The sequence below is a fragment of the Epibacterium sp. ABZ3_068 genome, assembly GCF_056159265.1.
The window spans coordinates 3,054,279-3,075,653 of sequence record NZ_JBSWUV010000001.1; the positions used below are offsets into that span (position 1 = coordinate 3,054,279).

A 21,375-nucleotide genomic window follows, 5' to 3' on the forward strand; every position below is an offset into this window, starting at 1 on the left:
CCTGTCGTGGTCTTAATTTTTGGGCGCGCGGTAGGCTTTGTGGCAGCTGCCACAGGCTCCGCCCAGATCTCCCATGGCTCCTTGCAGCGCGTCCAGACCTTGGCCTGCGGCGGCGTTCATTGCGGCGACTGCGGCGCCGAACTCTTGGGATTTGACACCAATGTCTGAACCCTCTGCCCAGATCGCGGGTAGGGCGCGGGTGTTTTCAATTGCTGAATTATCCGTACCTGGCAACCACATACGCGACGCATCTAAACTTGCCAGCGCCGCGATGCCCGAGGCTGCGGCTTGCGCTTTTTCGGCGTCATAGTCGATTTTCCCTTTGGCCATGCCTCCCAAAAGGCCAAGGTTGAACGCATAAAGCGTCATCTGGGCCTGGCGCGCTTTTACGGCGGCTTCGATGGCTTTGGCGTCCTGTGCAAAGGCGGGCGCGCTCAGAAAGATTGCGGATACTGCAAGCGCGGTCAATTTGGAGGAAATGGTCATGCTGGCCCCTGTTTATAGCTGGCTGAAATCGTAAAATGCATTTTTCAAGGCGCAGGATACGCCGACATCCGGCCGTGCTGGGATCACGAATGTGTGAGTATTTGAAACATGATTTGGCGCAGGTTTCTAGCTGTCAGTGAAACGCACCTTGCCAATAAAGGGCAGGTTTCGGTTTCGTTGTGCGAAATCAATGCCATAGCCAACTACAAATTCGTCGGGGATCTCAAATCCGATCCAATCTGCACTGAAATCCGCCTCGCGCCGGGAGGGTTTGTCCAGCAATGCAATGGTTTTCAGGCGGGCGGGATTTCGGCTGCGCAAGAGTTTCGTCACGTGGTCCAGCGTGTGCCCGGTGTCGACGATATCTTCAACCACAAGCACGTCACGACCTTCAATTGCGCCGCGCAAGTCTTTGAGAATGCGAACTTCCCGACTGCTTTCCATGGCATTCCCGTATGAGGACGCCTCGAGGAAATCGACCTCGATCGGCAGGTCCAGTTCTCTCACCAGATCGGCAATAAAGACAAAGCTGCCGCGCAGGAGGCCCACGACAACCAGCTTGTCAGTGTCGGCGAATTCCTGCGTGATTTCGCGGCTCAATTCCTCGATCCGAGCGGCGATTGCCTTGGCCGAGATCATCACGTCAATGACATATGGACGCTGTTCCATGATTGCCCCCTTGAAATTTGCTTCTGTTTCTAAGACATCAGCCTGCAAAACGACAGAAGGAAACGCGATCCGCCATGCCAACCCATGCTGAAACCCGGCCGCTGCCCTATAGCGCCCAGCAGATGTATGATCTGGTGGCGGATGTGGCGCAATATCCCAAGTTTCTGCCCTGGTGTGCGGCGGCGCGCATTCGCAGCACCGTGCCCAACGGAGATGCCGTGGTGATGGAAGCGGATCTGGTGATCTCTTTCAAAGTGTTTCGCGAACGGTTTGGCAGTCGCGTTGTGCTGCGGCCCAAGGTGCATGAGATCGACACCGAGTATCTTGACGGGCCGTTTCGGCATATGAAGTCAAACTGGGCCTTCAAGGATCGCGAAGACGGCGGTTGCGATGTGTCGTTCTTTGTTGATTTTGAATTCAAGAACGCAGTTCTGCAGGGAATTATCGGTGTTGTCTTCAACGAGGCGATGCAGAGGATCGTGCGTGCGTTTGAACGGCGTGCTGCCGAGCTTTATGGCTGAAAACAGTCTCTAAACCGCACATTAGAGCCACATATGGAAAACGGGCCGCAGCGGCCCGTTTCGTTGTTTTGTGATTGCTTAACAGTCAGGACGTCAGCTCATAGGCGCGTTCGCCATGGGCTGAGAGGTCAAGCCCGTTGGTCTCGGCTTCGTCATCCACGCGGATGGGGGTGACGGCGGCGACCAGTTTCACCAGGACCAGCGTGACCACAAAGGTAAAGACGCCCACCACGGCCAGCCCGCCCAGTTGCGCAGCCCAAGTGCCCTGGCCAAACGCCGCAATCATGATGGTGCCAAAAATGCCGCCGACTCCATGGACCGCAAAGACATCCAGCGTGTCGTCGATCTTGAGCAGGTTGCGCACCACGTTCACGGCTTCCTGGCAAAGGATGCCTGCGATTGCGCCAATGATCAGTGCTTCCATCGGACCTACAAAGCCGGACGCGGGGGTGATTGACGCAAGCCCTGCGATTGTGCCGGTGACCAGGCCGACCACAGATGCCTTGCCGTATTTGATCCGTTCCCAGATAACCCAGGTCAGTGATGCGGTTGCGGCAGAGATATGGGTGACCGTGATCGCCATAGCGGCCCCACCATCCGCAGCCAGCTGCGAGCCGCCGTTGAAGCCAAACCAGCCAACCCACAAAAGCGATGCGCCGATCACCACATAGCCGGGGTTATGGGGTGGTTTGTTCTGCACCTTGCGTGGGCCCAGAACCACGGCAATGATCAGCGCGGCCAGACCTGCTGTTTCATGCACCACAATGCCGCCCGCAAAATCGCGCACGCCGGTTTCGCCAAAGATGCCGCCATCGGCCAGCATGCCGCCGCCCCAGATCCAGTGGACTACCGGCGCATAGCACAACAGCATCCAGAGGCCGGAAAATACCATGACAAATCCAAAACCCACACGTTCCACATAGGCGCCAACAATCAGCGCGGGGGTGATGATTGCAAATGTCATCTGGAAGGCAAAGAACAGGATTTCCGGCAGGGTGCCAGACAGGCTGTCAGCGGTAACCCCATTCAGCATAACCTTGTCCATTCCGCCCCAATAGCCGCTGGTGCCGCTGCCAAAGGCGATGGAATAGCCAAAAGCCAGCCAGAGGATGCTCATCAGGCAGGCAATGGCGTAGCAATGCATAAAGACGCTGAGCACGTTGCGCGCACGTACCAGGCCGCCATAAAACAGCGCGAGGCCGGGCAGGGTCATCAACAGGACCAGCGCGGTGGCGGTGATGATCCAGGCGGTGTCCGCTCCATTCATCGGGTTCTTCCTCCAAGGTGTTTTTGTTTGAAGGTCGAAAAAGCGGGTATTTGCAGATTAAAAAAGAAGCGAGGTGGATTAACGAGGTTGAAATTAGGGCAAATTGCAAATCGCATAAAAAGAACGCGCAAAATCCCCCTGTTTGTCTAAAAAATAATCAACCGCTGAAAATTGCGCCTTGTAGAAGCAGGATTGCTTCATTTTTCGTCGCCTCGCGCACGTTTTTGCGACCAATTGCACCGTATTCCACTGTTTTTGTGACTGTTTTTTCACCGTTCCGCGCAAGGCCAAAGCAAACGCGGCCTTCGGGTTTGAAGTCGGATCCACCTGGGCCTGCGATTCCCGTAACTGCGACTGCCACCTGCGCCTGCGAATGCAAAAGTGCGCCTTCGGCCATTTCCCGGGCGACTTCTTCGCTGACGGCCCCAAACTGATCGAGCGTGGAGTTCTGGACGCCCAGCATCTCAATCTTGGCGGCATTGGAGTAGGTGACAAAGCCGCGTTCAAAAACGGCTGAGCTTCCCGGGATATCGGTCAGGGCGGCGGCGATCATGCCAGCGGTGCAGCTTTCGGCGGTGGTGATCATCACACCCTTGTCGCGCGCGGTAGCGATCAGCGCGGTAAGGTCTTTGGTCATAGTCCCAGAACTCCATGTGCGATCCCTGCCAGGATCATAGTGCCAATGCCGGCAAAAATGCCAGCGATGACATCATCGAGCATGACGCCGAGCGCATCGCCACGCCGGTCCGCCCAGCCGACGGGACCGGGTTTGATGATGTCAAACAGCCGGAACAGCAAAAAGGCGCTGATCCAACCGGGATAAAGCGCCAAAGCGGGGATATCGTGGGACCACGCCGCATAAAGAAGCGGCAATAGCGCAATCCACTGGCCTGCCAGCTCATCAATCACAATCTCAGACGGGTCATGATCGGTTGCGCCATGGGTCACTTTGGCCGTGGCCCACCAGCCAATGGCGCAGGCTACAAATGTACCAGCCGCTACCAAAGGGAACCCTCCGATTTGAAACAGCCCATAGGCCAGCGGCAGTGAGACGGCAGAGCCCCAGGTTCCGGGGGCCGGGCGCAGATAGCCCGCGCCTCCAACAGTGGCGATAATCGTGGCGGCGCGGCGCATGGGCGTGTCCTTTTGGTTCAGGTGTTTTTGATCAGGCTGGCCGTGGCAAGCGCGGCAATGCCTTCTTTGCGCCCGGTGAAGCCCAGACGTTCAGAGGTGGTTGCTTTGACCGAGACGCGATCGACATCCATCCCGAGAATTTCAGCCATCACTTGGCGCATTTGCAAAGCATGCGGGCCGACTTTGGGGTATTCACAGACAAGAGTGCAATCCACATTGCTGATCTGGAACCCCATTCCGCGTGCCAGGTCTGCGGCGTGGCGTAGGAATATGTCGGACGCGGCCCCTTTCCACTGGGGATCTGAGGGGGGGAAATGCTGGCCGATATCGCCTTGGGACAATGCGCCATAGATTGCATCTGTTACCGCGTGCATGCCCACATCTGCGTCAGAATGGCCCTGAAGCCCCCGTTCATGGGGAATTTTGACGCCGCAGAGGATCACATGATCGCCGTCGCCAAATCGGTGCACGTCATAGCCATTGCCCAGTCTGATATCCAAGGGGGTCTTCTCCGTCTGATGTATCACTGTTGTCTGTGTCAGGATCCGTTCGGCCCGGGTAAAATCCTCGGGTCGGGTGATCTTTATATTGTCGATGTCGCCGGGCACAATGTGCACTGGGTGACCTGCAGCGCGGGCGACCTCTACATCATCGGCGGCGAGGCCGGGAAAGGCTGCATGAGCCGCAAGAATGGTTTCAAAGTCAAACCCTTGCGGGGTTTGCGCTGCATAAAGGCCGCGGCGATCTTGGGTGCCGCTGACCTGGCCCGAGGTGCCGCGCCACAAGGCATCGGTGACCTCGGTTGCGGGGGCTGCCGCCCGGTTGTGATCCAATGCGTCACAGATATCTGAGATCAGACGCTGCGACAGGCAGGGGCGGGCGCCGTCATGGATTAAAACTTTGTTTATATTTCGGTTTCTGAGCGCCATGAGGCCGTTTTTTACCGATCCGGACCGTTCTGATGCACCTTTGACAAGCAAAATATCCTCAGCACCGGTAAAGTGGTCCCAGCCGGTCGGGTCTTCGGGGTTCAAAACCACACAGATCTGATGCAGGCCGAAATCGCGGAAGGCCTTGATAGACCAGTCAATTACGAGGCGGTCCTGAAGGGGGCGCCATTGTTTTGCCAGACCACCTCCTGCGCGGGTGCCCTGTCCGGCGGCAACAATAAGTGCAGCTATGGTCATTTTTTACTCCGTCAGAGGTGGCTGTTGTTTATGGGGTGATGCGAGGGGAGGCAATGACCGGGGTCAATGTGCCCAAAAAATAAGCATCAGCCGATTTGCTAAGCGTTTTTAAACTGCCTTTCATTGTGGCATAGCCCGCGCTTCGGTTAATTTAACCCCAATTGCACAAGGATTACGCAGTTGTCTTTTGACATCGGAACCACATCCATGACCCCGCCGATAGCGCTCGCGCCGATGGCCGGAATCACAGATCGCCCGTTTCGCGATCTGGTCCGCTCCTTCGGTGTTGGCCTTATGGTAAGCGAGATGGTTGCAAGCCAGGAAATGGTCCAGGCCAAACCCGGCGTGCGTGAGCGCGCCGAGCTGAGCGCGGATGTGGAGAATACCAGCGTGCAGATTGCAGGCCGTGACGCCTATTGGATGGCAGAGGCCACCCGGCGCGTGGCCGACAGCGGCGCACGTCTGATCGACATCAATATGGGATGCCCGGCCAAAAAGGTCACCAACGGCTATTCCGGATCGGCCTTGTTGAAGACGCCCGACCATGCGTTGCGCCTGATTGAAGCGGTGGTTGAGGCTTCACCGGTGCCGGTCACCCTGAAAACCCGACTGGGCTGGGATGACAACAGCTTGAATGCAGCGGATGTGGCGCGCCGGGCAGAGGCGGCGGGCATCCAGATGGTGACCATTCACGGTCGCACACGCTGTCAGTTCTACAAAGGCTCGGCAGATTGGGCTGCAATCCGAACCATCAAAGAGGCCGTGAGCATTCCGGTGGTGGCCAATGGCGACATCGTCGATGATATGACGGCGAGGCAGGCCTTGGAGCAATCCGGAGCCGATGGCGTCATGATCGGACGTGGCAGCCAGGGGCGTCCCTGGGTTCTGGCAGAGGTGGCCCATGCGCTGTGGGGGACTGACGCACCAGAGGTTCCAACCGGGGTTGCTTTGGTGGATCTGGTGAGCCGCCATTACGAGGCGATGCTGGCATTTTATGGAACTGACCTGGGTGTGCGCGTCGCGCGCAAGCATCTTGGGTGGTATATGGACGAGGTCGGTACCGAGGCCGCTTTGCGAAAACGCGTGCTTACGGCACGTGATCCGCATGAAGTTTTGCAGATGCTCCCGGATGCCCTGGTGTCCAATCCAAGGGAGCAGGCCGCATGACCTATAGCGATTCTTCGATCTGGGCTTCCATTCCCGTGCCGAGCTTTCTGGTGGGCACCGATAATCGCGTGGTTGAGGTCAACTCTGCCGCCGAGGGGTTCATGAACGCATCTCAGAAGGTGCTGGAAGGGAAAAAGATCTGGCAGATCCTTGCTGTGGACGCACCGATTGAAGAGGCGTTCAACCGGGCGCGCGCCAACAATACCACCTTGTTTGTGAATGATTTGGATGTGGGAACCCGCAACCGGTCGCCTTTGCAGTGCGGGGTGCAGGTGGCGCCTGTTCAGGGTGGCAACGGTATTATGCTGTTGATGCTGTCACCGCGTGAATTGGCCGGGCGTCTGACCCGCAACCAATCGGCCAAATCCGCGGCGCAATCGGCAATCGGAATGGCCGAAATGTTGGCGCATGAGATCAAGAACCCGCTGGCCGGGATCACGGGGGCGGCTCAGCTTCTGAGCATGAACCTGAACCCTGAGGATCTGGAGCTGACTGAGCTGATCGTGAGCGAAAGCCGCCGGATTGTGAAGCTGCTGGAGCAGGTGGAACAGTTTGGAAATCTGACTGAGCCGGATTTCAAGCCTGTGAATTTGCATGATATTCTGGACCGGGCGCGGCGCTCTGCCATTTTGGGATTTGGCGCCCATATGACAATCATAGAAGAGTATGACCCTTCTTTGCCGCCAGCTTGGGGGGACGGGGACCAGCTGTTGCAGGTGGTGCTGAATCTTCTGAAAAACGCCTCTGAGGCCTGCGGGCGAGACGGCGGTGTAATCCGGATCCGCACATTCTATGAGCATTCTTTCAACCTCAGACGCCGCGACGGGCAGGGCGGTGCGTTGCCCTTGCAAATAGAGATCATCGACGACGGCCCCGGCCTGCCGGCGGCGATCAAAGACGATATTTTTGACCCATTTGTGTCGGGCAAGGAAAACGGAACCGGTCTGGGCCTCGCGCTGGTGAGCAAGATTATCGCCGATCACAATGGTTGGATCTCTGTCCATTCTGAGCCGGGCGAAACCAAATTCAGACTATCGCTGCCGCGCGTACCGCGTGGACGCAAAACCAAGGAGTAAGCCAATGGATGGAACTGTACTTGTTGCTGATGACGATCGTACGATTCGCACGGTTCTGACCCAGGCATTGACACGTGCTGGATGTAAGGTGCATGCCACCTCGTCCCTGACCACCCTGATGCGCTGGGTTGGTGAAGGCAAGGGGGATGTTGTGATCTCGGACGTGATGATGCCGGATGGCAATGGTTTGGAAATGTTGCCAAAAATTGCCGAAGACCGTCCGGGCCTGCCGGTGATTGTCATTTCGGCTCAGAACACCATTATGACTGCGATCAAGGCGGCGGAAGCGGATGCCTATGATTATCTGCCCAAGCCTTTTGATCTGCCCGAACTGATGAAGCGCACCGCCAAGGCGCTGACGGAAAAGCGCAGCGTGGCGACCTCTATTCAGGTCGAAAGCGACGAGCGGCCCGAAGAGTTGCCCTTGGTTGGTCGCACCGAGGTGATGCAAGCGCTCTACCGGTTGATTGCGCGGGTGATGAATTCGGACATGCCGCTGTTGGTCACTGGCGAAAGTGGAACTGGTAAGTCACTGATTGCACGTGCCATTCATGACTTTTCGGATCGCCGGACCCTGCCGTTTGTCACCGCAAGTCCAAGCGTGATGACAGCCATCGACGGTCCTTCGCGTCTGTTGTCACAGGCCAAGGCGGGCACCATACTGGTGGATGAGGTTGCAGATCTGCCCGATGATGTTCAGGCCCGTTTGGTGCGTATGATCGATAATCCCGGGGAGCACGCACCGCGGTTTATGGCCACCTGTCAGCGCAACTTAAATGAAGCGCTTGAGGCCGGCAAACTGCGTCAGGATCTGTATTACCGGATCAACGGAACCGAGCTGCATGTGCCTGCCTTGCGCGAGCGTGTGGAAGATATTGTGCTGCTTGCCAACCACTTTTTGGTGCGCGCCGAAGCAGACGGTGCTCCACACCGGACCCTGGATGAGGAAGCAAGCGAGCTGCTGCGTCACTTCTCCTGGCCCGGCAATGTGCGCCAGCTTGAAAACGTTGTGCGCTCCCTGGCGCTGACGGCCCGCGGAGAGGAGATAACCAAGACCGATGTTGCCAATGCACTTGGCCCGCAAACTGCAAGTGAGCCGGTCAGCGGTGGCGGGGCGGTGCCAAATGAGAAACTGGCAGATTCGGTGGCGCGTCACTTGCAACGATATTTCGACCTGCATGGGGACATGCTGCCACCTCCTGGCCTTTATGGGCGTATTCTGCGCGAAGTGGAAACCCCGATGATCGAGATAACCCTTGCTGCAACGGGCGGAAATCAGGCTCGATGTGCGGAACTTTTGGGAATCAACCGAAATACACTTCGTAAAAAAATCACTGATCTCGATATTGAGGTGACACGCCGCCGCAAACTGATGTAATATCGCCACATGATAAGGTCACACTGCGCCGTAGCCGTAGATGCGACCACAAAATATGGCGGTTGAGCCTGAATGGCTCACATTGGAATGAGGACGAGCAGTGGCGTATCGGTCACAACTTCGTTCAGCGTATGGAGCGTTTGTGACACTGGACCGGTGGCGCAAGTCTCGCCGTACGCGGAATGTAACAACCTTTGGGCTGGTTCTGCTGGGACCAGTCCTTGCGGTTTTGACCTATCTTATTATCGGTCCGCTGGGGATGGGCTCGGCTTCATCATCGTTGCGCTTGGTACTGCTGGCGGACCTAGTTTATATCCTGACCATTGCGGTTCTGGTGTTGACGCAGATTGTGAGGCTGCGATCGGCACGCCGGTCCAAGTCAGCCGGTTCGCGACTGCACTTGCGGCTAACGGGAACCTTTGCGTTCCTGGCCTTGGTTCCGGCAGTTATCGTCGCGGTCTTTGCGGTTTTGTCTGTGAACGTGGGGATGGAGGGATGGTTTTCCAACCGTGTGCGGGATGCTGTCGGTAGCTCTCTGTCTGCCGCCGAAGCCTACCACGATGTGCAGCGGGCAGATCTGACTGACGATGCTGTAGCGCTGTCGCGGTTTGTTGAAAACAGCCGCCAACGCAGTTTCTTTATCAGTGATGCAGAGCTGCGAGAGGTGCTGGGCCAGGGGCAATCATTGGTTCAGCGCGGGCTGAGAGAGGCCTATGTCATCGACGGCAGCGGCGCGATCCGTGTTCGCGGTGACCGATCCTATGAGTTTGACTTTGAACGTCCTACAGCGGAACAGATCGCAGCGGCAGAGCGGGCAGGGCTGTTGATTATCGAAGACTGGGACAACAGTGAATTACGCGCTCTGGTTCCGCTTTCCAATTTTGTCGACCGGTTCCTCTACATCAGCCGCGAGGTCGAGGGGGATCTGCTGAACCTTTTGGACGAGACACAGAAAACCGCGGATTTGTACCATCAGCTGGAAAATGATCGCGGCCGTGTCCTGTTTGAATTTGGTCTGTTGTATCTTGGGTTCGTTTTGATCCTGGTGTTGGCCGCCATGTGGCTGGGCATGTGGTTTGCGGAACGTCTGTCCCGTCCTGTCGGACGTTTGACCGTCGCCGCGCAACGGGTGGGGTCCGGTGACTTGGATGCCAAGGTTCTTGCTGAAGATACCGGTGATGAGATCGCCCAATTGGGACAGTATTTCAATCAGATGACCGGGAAACTTAAAGCGCAGCGTGAAGAGCTTTTGGGCAACACCCGACAAATCGAAAAACGCCGTCGCCTGTTTGATTCTGTGCTGAGCTCGGTCACATCAGGAGTTGTGGGCTTGGATTCCAAAGGGCGGATTGCCTTTGTGAACCGGTCTGCAGAGCGCCTGTTGGACTGGCAAGAAAATCAGCAGTCGGTCGCGCTGGCCGTAGCGGTGCCGGAGTTCGGCCCTTTGTTTGAAGAACTTGTCACCGGCAAAGCCGACGCGATTCAGGAAGAGATCAAGGTCTCCCGGCAGGGGCAATTGGAAAACCTGCTGGTGCGGATGTCGCCGCGAAAAACCGAAGACGGAGAGCTGGAAGGCTATGTTGTTGCGTTTGACGATGTGACCGATCTGGTGAGTGCACAACGGATGGCCGCCTGGGGGGATGTCGCACGCCGGATTGCGCATGAGATCAAGAACCCGCTTACTCCAATCCAGCTGAGCGCGGAGCGGATCAAACGCAAATTCGCGCCGAAACTCGGGGAAGAGAACAGCGATATCCTGCAAAGTATGACAGATGTAATTGTGCGCCAGACCAATGACTTGCGGCGCATTGTTGACGAGTTTTCCAAGTTCGCCCGCATGCCTGAACCCAAAAGGCAGCCCGAAGATCTGGGGGATCTTTTGCGCAGTGCGGTCCTGCTGCAGCAGTCCGGACAGCCAGATCTGCGGATCTCATCTGATATTCCAAACGAAACGTTCATGGCGGATTTGGATTCAACCATGATTGGGCAAGCCTTGACAAATTTGATAAAGAACGCGGGAGAGGCTATTGAAACAGCACAGAAAACCGAACTGGGCAAAACCATGAAACCGGAAATTCGCGTGGGTTTGCGTCGGGCGAGTGAACTATTGGAAATCACGATCGCCGACAACGGAATTGGTTTGCCCGAGGATCGAGCGCGCTTGTTTGAGCCCTATGTGACCACGCGGGATGCGGGAACAGGGCTGGGCCTGCCGATCGTGAAGAAAATTATCGAAGAACATGGCGGTACGCTCACTCTTGAGGATGCGCCGGTCTTTGAGGGACATGAACATTTTGGCGCAATGGCCGTGATCCGGCTGCCTGCTGCCATGAACACCACACATAAACATAAAAATATAGTAATGACGGGTCTGACATGAGTGACATTCTGATCGTTGATGATGAGCGCGACATTCGCGAGCTGATCTCGGATATTCTTGAAGATGAAGGGTTTACGACGCGAAAGGCGGGCAACTCTGATGAGTGCATGGCGCAATTGGCCGATGGGCTGCCGTCGCTTCTGATCCTGGATATCTGGCTGAAGGACAGCAATATGGATGGGATCGACATATTGAAGTCGGTCAAACGTGATACGCCCGAGGTTCCGGTGGTGATTATTTCAGGCCACGGAAACGTCGAGATCGCGGTCGCGGCCATCAAGCAAGGCGCTTATGATTTCATCGAAAAACCTTTTAATATCGACCAGTTAATGGTTGTTATTCGCCGCGCAATGGAAACATCGCGACTGCGGCGGGAAAATACCACGCTTAAACGTCGTGAAACCGGCGCGTCTGACATGATTGGAAACTCATCGGCATTTCGCATGTTGATCAGCCAGTTGGACAAGGTGACCAAATCCAATGGGCGTGTGATGCTGTCCGGCCCCGCAGGCAGTGGCAAGGAGATCGCCGCGCGGTATATCCATACCCATTCCAACCGGGCGTCGGCGCCTTTTGTCACCGTGAACTGTGCCAATATCGACGCCGACCGGATGGAGGAAGTGCTGTTCGGAAAGGAGAGCCACGAGCGTGGGATTGAGCCAGGATTGCTGGAGCAGGCCAATGGCGGTGTGGTGTTCTTTGATGAGGTGGCAGATATGCCGCTTGGGACACAATCGAAAATTCTGCGGGTTTTGGTCGACCAGAAGTTCCAGCGCGTCGGGGGCAGAGAATTGGTCGAGGTTGATCTTCGGGTGATCTCTTCGACAAACCGCGATCTGGACGAGGAGATCGCGGCGGAACGGTTCCGGCAAGAGCTTTACCATCGATTGAATGTGGTGCCGATTATCGTGCCGTCTTTGGCGGACCGGCGGGAGGACATTCCTGTTCTTGCTGAGTATTTCTTGAAGTATTTCAATGAGACACAAGGACTTCCTCTGCGACAGCTTTCTGATGATGCAGAAGCGTTGCTTCAGACGATGATCTGGCCGGGTAACGTGCGCCAGCTGAAGAACATGATGGAGCGCGTACTGATTTTGGGGGATGGGCAAGGCTTGATAGAAGCCAAGGATCTGCCCCGCGAGGAGGAGAAAAGCGGCCAGGACGGGCGTGTGATGCTGGCCGGTGGGCTGGCAACCCTGCCGCTGCGCGAAGCGCGGGAAGCGTTTGAGCGGGAGTATTTGCTGACCCAGATCAACCGTTTTGGCGGCAATATTAGCCGGACCGCCTCTTTTGTGGGGATGGAGCGCTCGGCGCTGCACAGGAAGTTGAAATCCCTGGGCGTGGTGACTTCCAACAAGTCTGGCGCAAGGATTGCTCACGTGGAAGAGGCCGAGGAAAACCCGGCCTAAGTCTGAAACGGCAGGTCCTTAAAAGAGGTCCTGCCGCACCGGATTGAGTGCAAAGTGAATGCGGGCGGCAAATGCAAGACGCTTCACGGGATCCCCAGGTGCCGTGCCCTCTATATTTGCTTGAACGGCCAGGGCATTCAAAGCACTGCGAGAGGCTGGCCCAAACTGGCCGTCCACTTCAATATCTGCGCCTAAGGATTTGAGGATAAACTGAGTTCCTGCGTTGATTTCAGTGGAGCCTCGGCCGGACAACAGCTTCCGAGCTGACGTGCGCGCCTCCTTATTTGGCAGTGCCAAGGCCTTTCCTGCGCGCGCAATCGCCTCGGGGCGCGGGATACTGTCCGAAAGCGGGTTGAGCGCGATCCAGGCGCCATTTGCACCGCTCCAGGCATCGCCACGTGTCAGGCCAATATCGTACCATTTCAATGCATCAATAGGCCCTTTGCCGGGGAAGTTTTCGGCCATGATCATCCGCCCAATCTCTGCGGGTGCATAGGGATGACCGCCATCAGAGGCCTGTGCAAAGAGTTCAAATGCTTTCTGCGGACTCGCATTCAGTCCTGCCAGCCCGTCCCGATGCACATAGGCAAGGTTTGCGATCCCGAAAATGTCGCCACGTTCAGCTGAAGCATTGAGGTATGACAGCCCGCGTTCCGGCTGCGGATCCGTTTTCGACCAAAGGTAATAAACGCCCAGTTCGTTCATGGAATAGGTGTGGCCCAGTTCCAGCGCGCGGCTCAGCAGGTCAAATCCTCTTTGACGCGTTGTGTTGTTCTCGTCCCGTAACAGGCGTTTACCCAGCGCGTGCATGGAAAAGGGGTCGCCCGAGGAAGCGCCTTTTTCCCAATAGGATATGGCGCGATCTTTATCCAGTTTTATCGCAACCGCCGTGCGGTCAATATTGGGGGTGATATGCAGATATGCCAAGGCGTTGTTGGCGCGTATATGGCCTAGACGCTGCGCGGTGTCAAAGGCGACATAAGCGTCTGACAACCGCCCTTGGCCCTGAAGAGCTCGGCCCAGTTGGTAATGAAACCGGCCGATTTCAGGCTGTTCTTCAATTGCGGCGCGGCAGGCTGCCTCTGCGGCTGGCAGGTCAATCTCATTCGGAAAACGATGGAAGCCAACCCCCTGCAGGTCGAGAAGATCTCCCGCTTGAAGGTCGCACTCGGAGGGCGCGAGGTTCAGGTCGACCGTCAGATTCTGCGGACCGCCAGCCTGAGCGATGCGAATGGTAAACTGATCCGTGATCTTGTCCGCTCCCATCGAGGCAGGGCGATCCTGAAGATTAGGGCGGTATATCAGGCTGAAGCCGCCATCTTTTTGCGATCCGATTGTCGAAAGGCCATTTTGGGGCGCATTGACCAAGGCCGCATCAATGTCACCGGATAGATAGGGTCGGAGTTCACCAGCCAGTTCCAAGGCCCGCCCCAAAGGGACATTGATTGCCAATCTGTCCGGCATCGGCTGTGGTTCGGGTGCGGATTGGGGCAAGGTGACTGGCGCGACTGATGCAACAGGGCGAACATAAGCTTTGTTGGTTAAGGTTGAGCTTTCCCAAGGTAATTGGCGGTTGGCTGTTTGGGTCAGAACATCTTGGCGGATGCGGGAAAGCACGGACATTGCGTCTTCATCTGTGCGATCCGGGAACTGACGCAGAACCGCTGCCGTATATGGGCTGTTTTCGCCGGGCTCGCCATCCAATGCGGTATCGCCGGGAGATGTTGAGAAGGCGACCAAGGTATTCAGGGGCGGGCGGAACACGTCAAACCCCTGGCGGGCTTCGTATAATTCAGCACCAAGCTCCGCTGTCACCTTCGCATCCGGCACTGGGTTTTCGCGGCAGCTGTCCAGCATCAGGATTTGCTGAGCAGCCTTGCCTCCCAAAATGGCAGAGACCTGATCCAGCGTGATGGATTGGAACGGAAGGTCGTGAATATCGCGCAAGGCCGCATCGCGGGTCAGCAGATAGTTCCGCCGCCCAAGCTGAACGCCATGGCCTGCATAGTAGAAAAACAACTGGTCCTGTGAGCGGATATTAAGGGCGGCCGCACGCAACAGCTGCTCAACCCCGCGTTTGTCGAGATCATATCCGTCAAAGACGCTATATCCGAACTCACGCAACATTTTTGCAACGGACTCAGCGTCGTGTCGGGTATTGTTCAAGTCCTGGATATGGTCATAGGACTGAATGCCGATAACCACGGCAATGTTCTGGGGCGCTGTTTCTTCCTTGATCTCGACCAGGGTCAACGCGTGGGAGGGCAGCCCAAACAAACAAAAGCCGAGGGCCGTTGCCGGTGTTTTTCGGATGAATGACCTTAGAAGCATATTGCGCCTCCCGCGGCTCAACCCCAGCTTCCGCCGCCGCCGCCGCCGCCGCCGCCGCCGCCGCCGCCGCTGTCTCCACCTCCGCTGTCACCACCTCCGTCGCCGCGATCGTCGTCATAACTTCTTGCGCCTGTTGTGTACGACGTGCCGCCTGAAGAAGATGTTGCCGGAGCAATGCTTTCCGCTGGAGGGCTCTCGGCTTCCGGCTCTTCTTCGATAATGGGGATGCAGCCGCTCAGGCTGATGGCTGCAACGGAAATCGCAGAAATGGGCGCAAACACTCGGCCAAATAGACGCATGGCAATACCTCAGAAACAGGTGACTCGAAAACAAGGTTGTTAACCAAGCCTAGGCTGCCTTTTACGTTCTGACAACGGTTGAGTGCGTCTGAGGGCCGGTCACGGCGCAGGTCGCAGGACGATTGGGCCGTCCTTTACCGAGATTGCGCAGGTCTCTGACGAGGGGGGGAGAAGTGTTCGCAAGGCATCCTTGGGCGGGCGCACCGTGCCCGGCGGGCAGCGTTGGGCTTCGATCAGGCGGTAGTTTTTCTCAACCATGCAACTGCGCTCCAGCCGTTGTCGCAAAGGCGCGTTCATGTCGACGGTGTAAGTCCGACCTTCGCGCCAATAGCCGCCCGTGTGATAGCAAGTGCCATCGCGGCATACACGGTGACCGGGGTAAAAGACCGGCGGATCCTGACGGATTTCATTGGCCACAGGCGCATCGCGCAGCGCCGTGACCTGGCAGCTCAAAAGATCCTGGTCCAAGGCTGCAAAACTTGTCTGTTCTTTGTAATAGACTGGAACCGGCCCGCAGGCGGACAGGAGAAGACCCAAAAGGCATAAATTCGATGCTATTTTTTGATGTGCCATGCGAGTCAGAATGGCGGAATTTCAGAATATTTACAATTGCATTGACCGGTCTTTCCCCTTCTGTCATTCAGTCTTGGCAATGATGCGCCGAGGGGACACAACATGAAGGTAATCATCTGCGGCGCGGGACAGGTGGGCTGGCAGATCGCGCGCCATTTGTCCGGCGAATTCAATGATGTGACCGTCGTAGACAGCAACCCAGAGCTGGTTCGTCTGGCCACTGATACTCTGGATGTGCAGGGTATCGCGGGCTTTGCTTCCTATCCGGATGTGCTGGAACGGGCAGGGGCGAGGGATGCGGATATGGTGATTGCCGCAACCCATTCGGATGAGGTTAACATGGTTGTGTGCCAGGTTGCGCATTCGGTCTTTGGCGTTCAGCGCAAGATTGCACGCCTGCGGGCCAAGAGCTATCTGCATGCGATCTATTCCGACCTTTACCGCCGGGATCACCTGCCGATTGATGTGGTGATCAGCCCCGAACGCGAGGTGGCCGCTGCTGCGATGCAGCGCCTTTCGGCGCCGGCTGCTTTTGATATCGAAACCTTTATGGAAGGTAAGGCGCAGCTGTTGGGTATCCAGGTCGATGAGGACTGTCCGATTATCAACACGCCCCTGCGCCAATTAACCGATTTGTTCTCGACCTTGCGGGCGATTGTGGTGGGGGTGCGCCGCGATGGTACGCTTTTGGCGCCGGACCCGGGTGATCAGCTTTTTGTCGGCGACAGCTGCTATGTCTTTTGTCATTCCGATGACATGAACAGAACCATTGAAGTATTTGGTAAAAAAGAAAAACGCCAGGATCGCGTGGTTCTTGTCGGTGGTGGTAACGTTGGCCTGGAAGTTGCCAAAGCCTTGGAAACCCGCCAATCCAGAACCCGGGCAAAAGTGATTGAGAAAAACCGCAAGGCAGCTGAGCGTGCCGCAGAGGCACTGGAGCGGACCATTGTCTTGCACGGAGACGGTCTGGATCGCAATCTGATGACAGAGGCGGGGATCGAGCGCGCGGATGCGATGCTGGCTGTGACTGATGATGACAAGACCAACCTGCTGGCTGCGGTCCGGGCAAAATCGCAAGGTTGTGCCTTTGTAATTGCGTTGATCAACGACCCCACATTGGTGCCGCTTGCTACGCATTTGGGCATCGATGCATATATTAACCCGCGCGCCACAACTGTGAGCTCTATCCTGCGGCACATCCGCTATGGTCGGGTGCGGCAGGTGTATTCGCTGGGTGATGCCGAAGCCGAAGTGATTGAGGCGCAGGTGTTGTCGACCTCTCCGATTGCCGGGAAAACCCTAAAAGAGATTGATTTCCCGGAAGGGGCACTGGTCGGCGGGATCCTCAAAGGTGGAGAGATGAAGCGCCCTGCCGGTGATATGCGTATCGAGGAAGGGGATGTGATCGCAATCTTTGCTGTGTCCAGCGATGTGCCCGAGGTGGAGCGGCTGTTGCAGGTCTCCATTGACTACTTTTAGAATGCGCAGCAAGGGTCAGAGAACGCGCGGCATTTTGCGCTTGCCCCTGTTTTTGTTGATCTGGGGTGTGGCGTCGCTGGCGATGTGGATCCCTGCGATCCACGCCTTGATCCTGGACGATCACCCCACATCGCAGAGTTTCTTTTTTTCAGGTATTGTTGGCCTGATGCTGGTCACCCTGATCGGTCTGTCGATGGGTAATAAGGTTCCGCAATATGGGATGCCGGGACAGCTGCTGTCACTGCTTGCGACATTTGTGATCCTGCCGTTGTTTCTGGCCATGCCGGTTGTCGATGCGCTTGGCAATACGCGGTTTTTGAACGCATATTTTGATATGGTGAGTTCTATCACCACCACCGGTGCTGCGATATTCGGAGACGGCGATCGTCTGCCCATGAGCGTTCATCTTTGGCGTGGGTTGGTTGCCTGGCTGGGGGGCTTGTTGATGCTGGTGGCGGCGTCCGCAGTGCTGGCCCCTTTGTCCCTGGGTGGGTTTGAGGTCACGGCCCGCGGAGAACCCGGAGGTATTGTCACAGCATCTCACATGGAAAAAGGAGAGGCGCGGCGGCATTTGGTTCTCGTCTTTCGGACGCTTGCACCGATTTACTGTAGTCTGACCTTGGCCTTGTGGCTGCTTCTGATGATCACAGGCGGACGTCCGACGCCGTCCGTGGTCCATGCAATGTCTGTTATGTCGACATCCGGTATCTCTGCTGTCGGCGGGGTTGAAAACGCCCAGAGCGGGCTGGGTGGTGAAATGATCATGTTCCTGTTCATGTTCTTTTCGCTTTCACGACTGACGTTCTCTTCGGACACGCTGAGCTCTGATAGCCGACGATTGGATCAGGACCCCGAATTCCGCCTTGGGGTGTTTTTGGTTCTTTCGGTGCCGTTGATGCTGTTCCTGCGCCATTGGGTTGCTGCGCTTGAGGTGAATGCCGGAGACAGTTTGGTGGTGGCGCTCAACGCGTTTTGGGGCGCGATCTTTACGGTTCTTTCCTTCCTGAGCACCACGGGGTTTGAAAGCGCCCAATGGCAATCCGCGCAGGATTGGTCCGGTCTCGCCACGCCAGGTATGATATTGATGGGAATGGCAATGATCGGCGGCGGCGTCGCGACCACTGCGGGTGGGGTCAAGTTGTTGCGGGTGTTCGCCCTTTACCTCAATGGGGTGCGCGAACTGGAGCGTTTGGTGCATCCTTCCTCTGTTTCAGGAGCCAGGCGAAACACAAAGCGCCTTCAACGCAACGGTGCCTATGTGGCTTGGGTCTTCTTTATGCTCTTTGCCCTGTCGCTGGCGGTGGTCAGTACTGCGCTCTCTGCGGTCGGGGCGAGTTTTGAGGAGGCTTTGATTCTGTCGGTTGCAATGCTGTCGACCACTGGCCCGTTGACCGAGATTGCCGGAACCGCGCCGATTGCGCTCGAACTGTTGTCGGCCCCGGCGAAATTGATCCTTTGTGTAGCGATGATTCTGGGGCGATTGGAAACTTTAGCTTTCATTGCGCTTCTTTCGCCTAACCTCTGGCGCAGCTGATCAATCGCGGTTAACCATGTGGCAAATGCAGAATTTTCGGGTGGAAACTTGTTTACTCTGCGTTCATACTAAGAAAAACCAGGCGCGTTGGTCCGCAGCGCGTGGCACAAGAAAAAAAGCGAGATAATAAAAATGGCTTCGGACAGACAGAATCTTCAGGACGCCTTCCTGAACCATGTTCGCAAAACCAAGGTTCCAGTAACAATTTTCCTTATCAACGGTGTGAAACTTCAGGGAGTGATCACCTGGTTTGATAATTTCTGCGTTCTGCTGCGCCGCGATGGCCAATCGCAGTTGGTGTATAAACACGCAATTTCGACCATCATGCCCGCCCAGCCGATCAGCCTTTATGAAGGTGAAGACGCCTCTTGATGGAACACGACAGGAAGCGCACCCGGGCTTGGGTGTTGCATCCGGATATCAAATCTGAACAATCGCGCCGCGAACCAGCGGCAGCGCTTCAGGAAGCTGTTTCCCTTGCTGTTGCATTGCCCGATCTTGATGTGATCGGCAATGATGTCATCCGCCTGCCCAGAGCGCAGCCGGGCTATCTTTTTGGCTCTGGCAAGATCGAAGAATTGGCGCAGAAGCTCAAAGCGGAAGACATCGAACTGGTGCTGATTGACGGCCCGGTTTCGCCTGTGCAGCAGCGCAATCTGGAAAAAGCCTGGAAGGTCAAGATCCTGGACCGCACGGGTCTGATCCTTGAGATTTTTTCGGATCGGGCGCGTACGCGTGAAGGTGTTTTGCAGGTGGAGATGGCGGCGCTCAGCTATCAGCGCACGCGTCTGGTGCGCGCCTGGACGCACCTGGAGCGGCAGCGGGGCGGTTTGGGCTTTGTTGGTGGTCCTGGGGAAACCCAGATCGAAGCCGACCGGCGTGCCATTGACGAACAGTTGGTGCGACTTCGGCGCCAGCTGGAAAAAGTTGTAAAAACCCGCACCCTGCACCGTGCCGCTCGGGCCAAGATCCCTTATCCGATTGTGGCGCTTGTTGGCTATACCAACGCCGGAAAATCCACGCTGTTCAATCGGTTGACCGGGGCAGAGGTGATGGCCAAAGACATGCTCTTTGCCACGCTTGACCCCACGATGCGCCGTGTGGAACTGCCCGATGGGCCAGAGGTGATCCTGTCGGACACGGTTGGCTTTATTTCGGATTTGCCCACCGAGTTGGTTGCCGCTTTCCGAGCGACACTGGAGGAAGTTCTGGCGGCTGATGTGATCTTGCATGTGCGCGACATCAGCCACGAGGAAACCCAAACGCAGGCCGAAGATGTCGAGGCGATCTTGGCGTCATTGGGGGTGGATGAAAATCGTCCGATGTTGGAGGTCTGGAACAAGATCGATCAATTGCCAGAAGATGAGGCCGAGGCGCGGCGCGAGCGCGCGACGCGTGAGGATAACCTTCTTGCGATTTCCGCTCTGACCGGAGAGGGATTGCCCGAGTTGTTGGACACGATTGCCCAACTTCTACAGGGAAAACGTTTCGAAGAAGATCTGGTTCTAACCTTTGCGCAGGGTAAACAACGCGCATGGTTGTTTGAACAGGAAGTTGTGCAAAGCGAAACGCAGACGGACACTGGGTTTGAGCTGACTGTTTTGTGGACCGACACTCAGAAGGCGCGTTACGCCAAACTGTGACTGTTACCGCGGCAGGGTGTTGAACCAGGCCCAGCTGTCTCGGGCGATCTGGGGGCCGATTTCGTAAAACCAGTGGGAATGATCAGGGATCAACTGAAGAGTGACCGAATGACCAGCACGGGCCATGGCGCGTGCGGTCTCTTCTGCCGGAGCTTCGCCAAAGATATGGTCCTTTTCGCCGAGGTAGATCCGGAAAGGTTTCGCCGTTAGAGGGGCGATAATGTTTTCGGCAGAGGCAAACCCCGCATGAGTTGCGGCGGCCTTCCAGGGGCCCTCAAACCCATTGAGTAAAAGCGTCACAAAGCTGCCGCCGTTTGAATGGCCAAACAAATAGATCCGCTCCCGGTCGATCTTTCGCTCCTGAGCCGCCGCGTCCAACATCTTTTGCAGGCTGGTCATGGTAAAATCGGAGGTTCCCCAGGAACGACCGCTGGCATTGGGCGCGAGAAGGATCACGTCCTGATCCTTGGCGGTCTCTTTCCACATATCGATCATCGACAGCCCGTTACGACCTGAGCCGTGAAACAGAATGACCAAGGGCGCGGGGGTGTCCCCTTTGGGCGCATAAAGATACCAGCTGTTGTCGCCATAGCTGTACCGGGTGGCAAGCGATGTTACCTGTTCCGATGGGCTGTAGGAATGCTCCGCCAGAGCCCGGCTCTGGAGTGTTGTGCGGACAACTTTTGCATAGCTGCCGCTTCCGGGTTGAACCGGGGCAGCTTGGGCTGGTGACAAGAACGCAGTTATCTCCTTGTCCGCCTGTGGCACAGAGACCAATGCGACACAAAACAATGCGGTCAAAAGAAGTAGGTATTGAATAACTTTGGGCATTGCTCTCTTGT

The 21,375-nt window shown here is 56.5% G+C and carries 20 protein-coding genes; 10 read left to right on the plus strand and 10 right to left on the minus strand.

Translation table 11 applies throughout. From position 1 onward, the window contains the following. Nucleotides 1–12: 12 nt before the first annotated feature. Nucleotides 13–486: a c-type cytochrome gene (locus ACXAEW_RS14645; RefSeq protein WP_474942020.1), complete on the minus strand. Its 474-nt coding sequence runs from the start codon at nt 484–486 to the stop codon at nt 13–15. Between the two features lie 126 nt (nt 487–612). Then, entirely contained in the window at nt 613–1,155 is a 543-nt protein-coding gene (gene hpt / locus ACXAEW_RS14650) for a hypoxanthine phosphoribosyltransferase (RefSeq protein WP_474942021.1), read from the minus strand. 74 nt (nt 1,156–1,229) lie between these two features. Here hpt and ACXAEW_RS14655 point away from each other — a divergent pair, with 74 nt between their 5' ends. Next, the gene (locus tag ACXAEW_RS14655; protein WP_474942022.1) at nt 1,230–1,676 is read left to right on the plus strand and encodes a type II toxin-antitoxin system RatA family toxin; all 447 of its coding nucleotides are present in this window, start codon (nt 1,230–1,232) and stop codon (nt 1,674–1,676) included. A gap of 85 nt (nt 1,677–1,761) precedes the next feature. Here the strand turns inward: ACXAEW_RS14655 and ACXAEW_RS14660 are convergent, their stop codons facing one another. The 4 genes from ACXAEW_RS14660 to ACXAEW_RS14675 form a co-directional block, all read right to left on the minus strand. Continuing rightward, nucleotides 1,762–2,943, minus strand: a complete 1,182-nt coding sequence (locus ACXAEW_RS14660) for an ammonium transporter (RefSeq protein WP_474942023.1) — start codon at nt 2,941–2,943, stop codon at nt 1,762–1,764. Nucleotides 2,944–3,100: 157 nt separating this feature from the next. After that, nucleotides 3,101–3,580, minus strand: coding sequence for a CinA family protein (locus ACXAEW_RS14665; RefSeq protein WP_474942024.1), 480 nt, complete (start codon nt 3,578–3,580; stop codon nt 3,101–3,103). Further along, complete coding sequence (locus ACXAEW_RS14670; RefSeq protein ID WP_474942025.1) at nt 3,577–4,077, minus strand: phosphatidylglycerophosphatase A family protein; 501 nt, start codon at nt 4,075–4,077, stop codon at nt 3,577–3,579. The genes ACXAEW_RS14665 and ACXAEW_RS14670 overlap by 4 nt, the downstream gene beginning before the upstream one ends. Nucleotides 4,078–4,094: 17 nt before the next feature. Then, nucleotides 4,095–5,264: a bifunctional 2-C-methyl-D-erythritol 4-phosphate cytidylyltransferase/2-C-methyl-D-erythritol 2,4-cyclodiphosphate synthase gene (locus ACXAEW_RS14675; protein ID WP_474942026.1), complete on the minus strand. Its 1,170-nt coding sequence runs from the start codon at nt 5,262–5,264 to the stop codon at nt 4,095–4,097. Between the two features lie 180 nt (nt 5,265–5,444). Between ACXAEW_RS14675 and dusB the strand changes: the two genes are divergently transcribed. The 5 genes from dusB (at nt 5,445) to ntrX (ending at nt 12,674) form a co-directional block, all read left to right on the plus strand. After that, the gene (gene dusB, locus ACXAEW_RS14680; protein WP_474942027.1) at nt 5,445–6,431 is read left to right on the plus strand and encodes a tRNA dihydrouridine synthase DusB; all 987 of its coding nucleotides are present in this window, start codon (nt 5,445–5,447) and stop codon (nt 6,429–6,431) included. Continuing rightward, nucleotides 6,428–7,507, plus strand: coding sequence for a two-component system sensor histidine kinase NtrB (locus ACXAEW_RS14685; RefSeq protein WP_474942028.1), 1,080 nt, complete (start codon nt 6,428–6,430; stop codon nt 7,505–7,507). The genes dusB and ACXAEW_RS14685 overlap by 4 nt, the downstream gene beginning before the upstream one ends. A 4-nt stretch (nt 7,508–7,511) precedes the next feature. Further along, entirely contained in the window at nt 7,512–8,885 is a 1,374-nt protein-coding gene (locus tag ACXAEW_RS14690; RefSeq protein ID WP_474942029.1) for a response regulator, read from the plus strand. 100 nt (nt 8,886–8,985) lie between these two features. Next, a complete protein-coding gene (locus ACXAEW_RS14695; RefSeq protein WP_474942030.1) occupies nt 8,986–11,265 on the plus strand; it encodes a sensor histidine kinase NtrY-like in 2,280 nt (759 codons plus the stop codon). Beyond that, nucleotides 11,262–12,674, plus strand: coding sequence for a nitrogen assimilation response regulator NtrX (ntrX, locus tag ACXAEW_RS14700; RefSeq protein ID WP_474942031.1), 1,413 nt, complete (start codon nt 11,262–11,264; stop codon nt 12,672–12,674). The genes ACXAEW_RS14695 and ntrX overlap by 4 nt, the downstream gene beginning before the upstream one ends. 18 nt (nt 12,675–12,692) lie before the next feature. Here the strand turns inward: ntrX and ACXAEW_RS14705 are convergent, their stop codons facing one another. The 3 genes from ACXAEW_RS14705 to ACXAEW_RS14715 all read right to left on the minus strand — a co-directional run bounded on the left by ACXAEW_RS14705 (nt 12,693) and on the right by ACXAEW_RS14715 (nt 15,877). Then, on the minus strand, nt 12,693–15,005 hold the full coding sequence (locus tag ACXAEW_RS14705) for a caspase family protein (RefSeq protein ID WP_474942032.1): 2,313 nt from the start codon (nt 15,003–15,005) through the stop codon (nt 12,693–12,695). Between the two features lie 17 nt (nt 15,006–15,022). Next, nucleotides 15,023–15,304, minus strand: coding sequence for a hypothetical protein (locus ACXAEW_RS14710; RefSeq protein WP_474942033.1), 282 nt, complete (start codon nt 15,302–15,304; stop codon nt 15,023–15,025). A 99-nt stretch (nt 15,305–15,403) separates the two neighbouring features. Then, a complete protein-coding gene (locus tag ACXAEW_RS14715; RefSeq protein WP_474942034.1) occupies nt 15,404–15,877 on the minus strand; it encodes a hypothetical protein in 474 nt (157 codons plus the stop codon). A 102-nt stretch (nt 15,878–15,979) separates the two neighbouring features. On the opposite strand from ACXAEW_RS14715, the gene trkA reads away from it, so the two are divergent. The 4 genes from trkA (at nt 15,980) to hflX (ending at nt 20,533) form a co-directional block, all read left to right on the plus strand. Next, nucleotides 15,980–17,356, plus strand: coding sequence for a Trk system potassium transporter TrkA (trkA, locus tag ACXAEW_RS14720; protein WP_474942035.1), 1,377 nt, complete (start codon nt 15,980–15,982; stop codon nt 17,354–17,356). Nucleotide 17,357: 1 nt separating this feature from the next. Further along, nucleotides 17,358–18,890 carry a TrkH family potassium uptake protein gene (locus ACXAEW_RS14725; protein WP_474943043.1) on the plus strand — a complete coding sequence of 511 codons (1,533 nt, stop codon included), beginning with the start codon at nt 17,358–17,360 and terminating at the stop codon, nt 18,888–18,890. 132 nt (nt 18,891–19,022) lie between these two features. Then, complete coding sequence (gene hfq / locus ACXAEW_RS14730) at nt 19,023–19,262, plus strand: RNA chaperone Hfq (protein ID WP_008204623.1); 240 nt, start codon at nt 19,023–19,025, stop codon at nt 19,260–19,262. After that, on the plus strand, nt 19,262–20,533 hold the full coding sequence (hflX, locus tag ACXAEW_RS14735) for a GTPase HflX (RefSeq protein ID WP_474942036.1): 1,272 nt from the start codon (nt 19,262–19,264) through the stop codon (nt 20,531–20,533). The genes hfq and hflX overlap by 1 nt, the downstream gene beginning before the upstream one ends. A gap of 3 nt (nt 20,534–20,536) precedes the next feature. Here hflX and ACXAEW_RS14740 read toward each other — a convergent pair whose 3' ends face one another. Beyond that, nucleotides 20,537–21,364, minus strand: coding sequence for an alpha/beta fold hydrolase (locus ACXAEW_RS14740; RefSeq protein ID WP_474942037.1), 828 nt, complete (start codon nt 21,362–21,364; stop codon nt 20,537–20,539). Between the last annotated feature and the right edge of the window lie 11 nt (nt 21,365–21,375).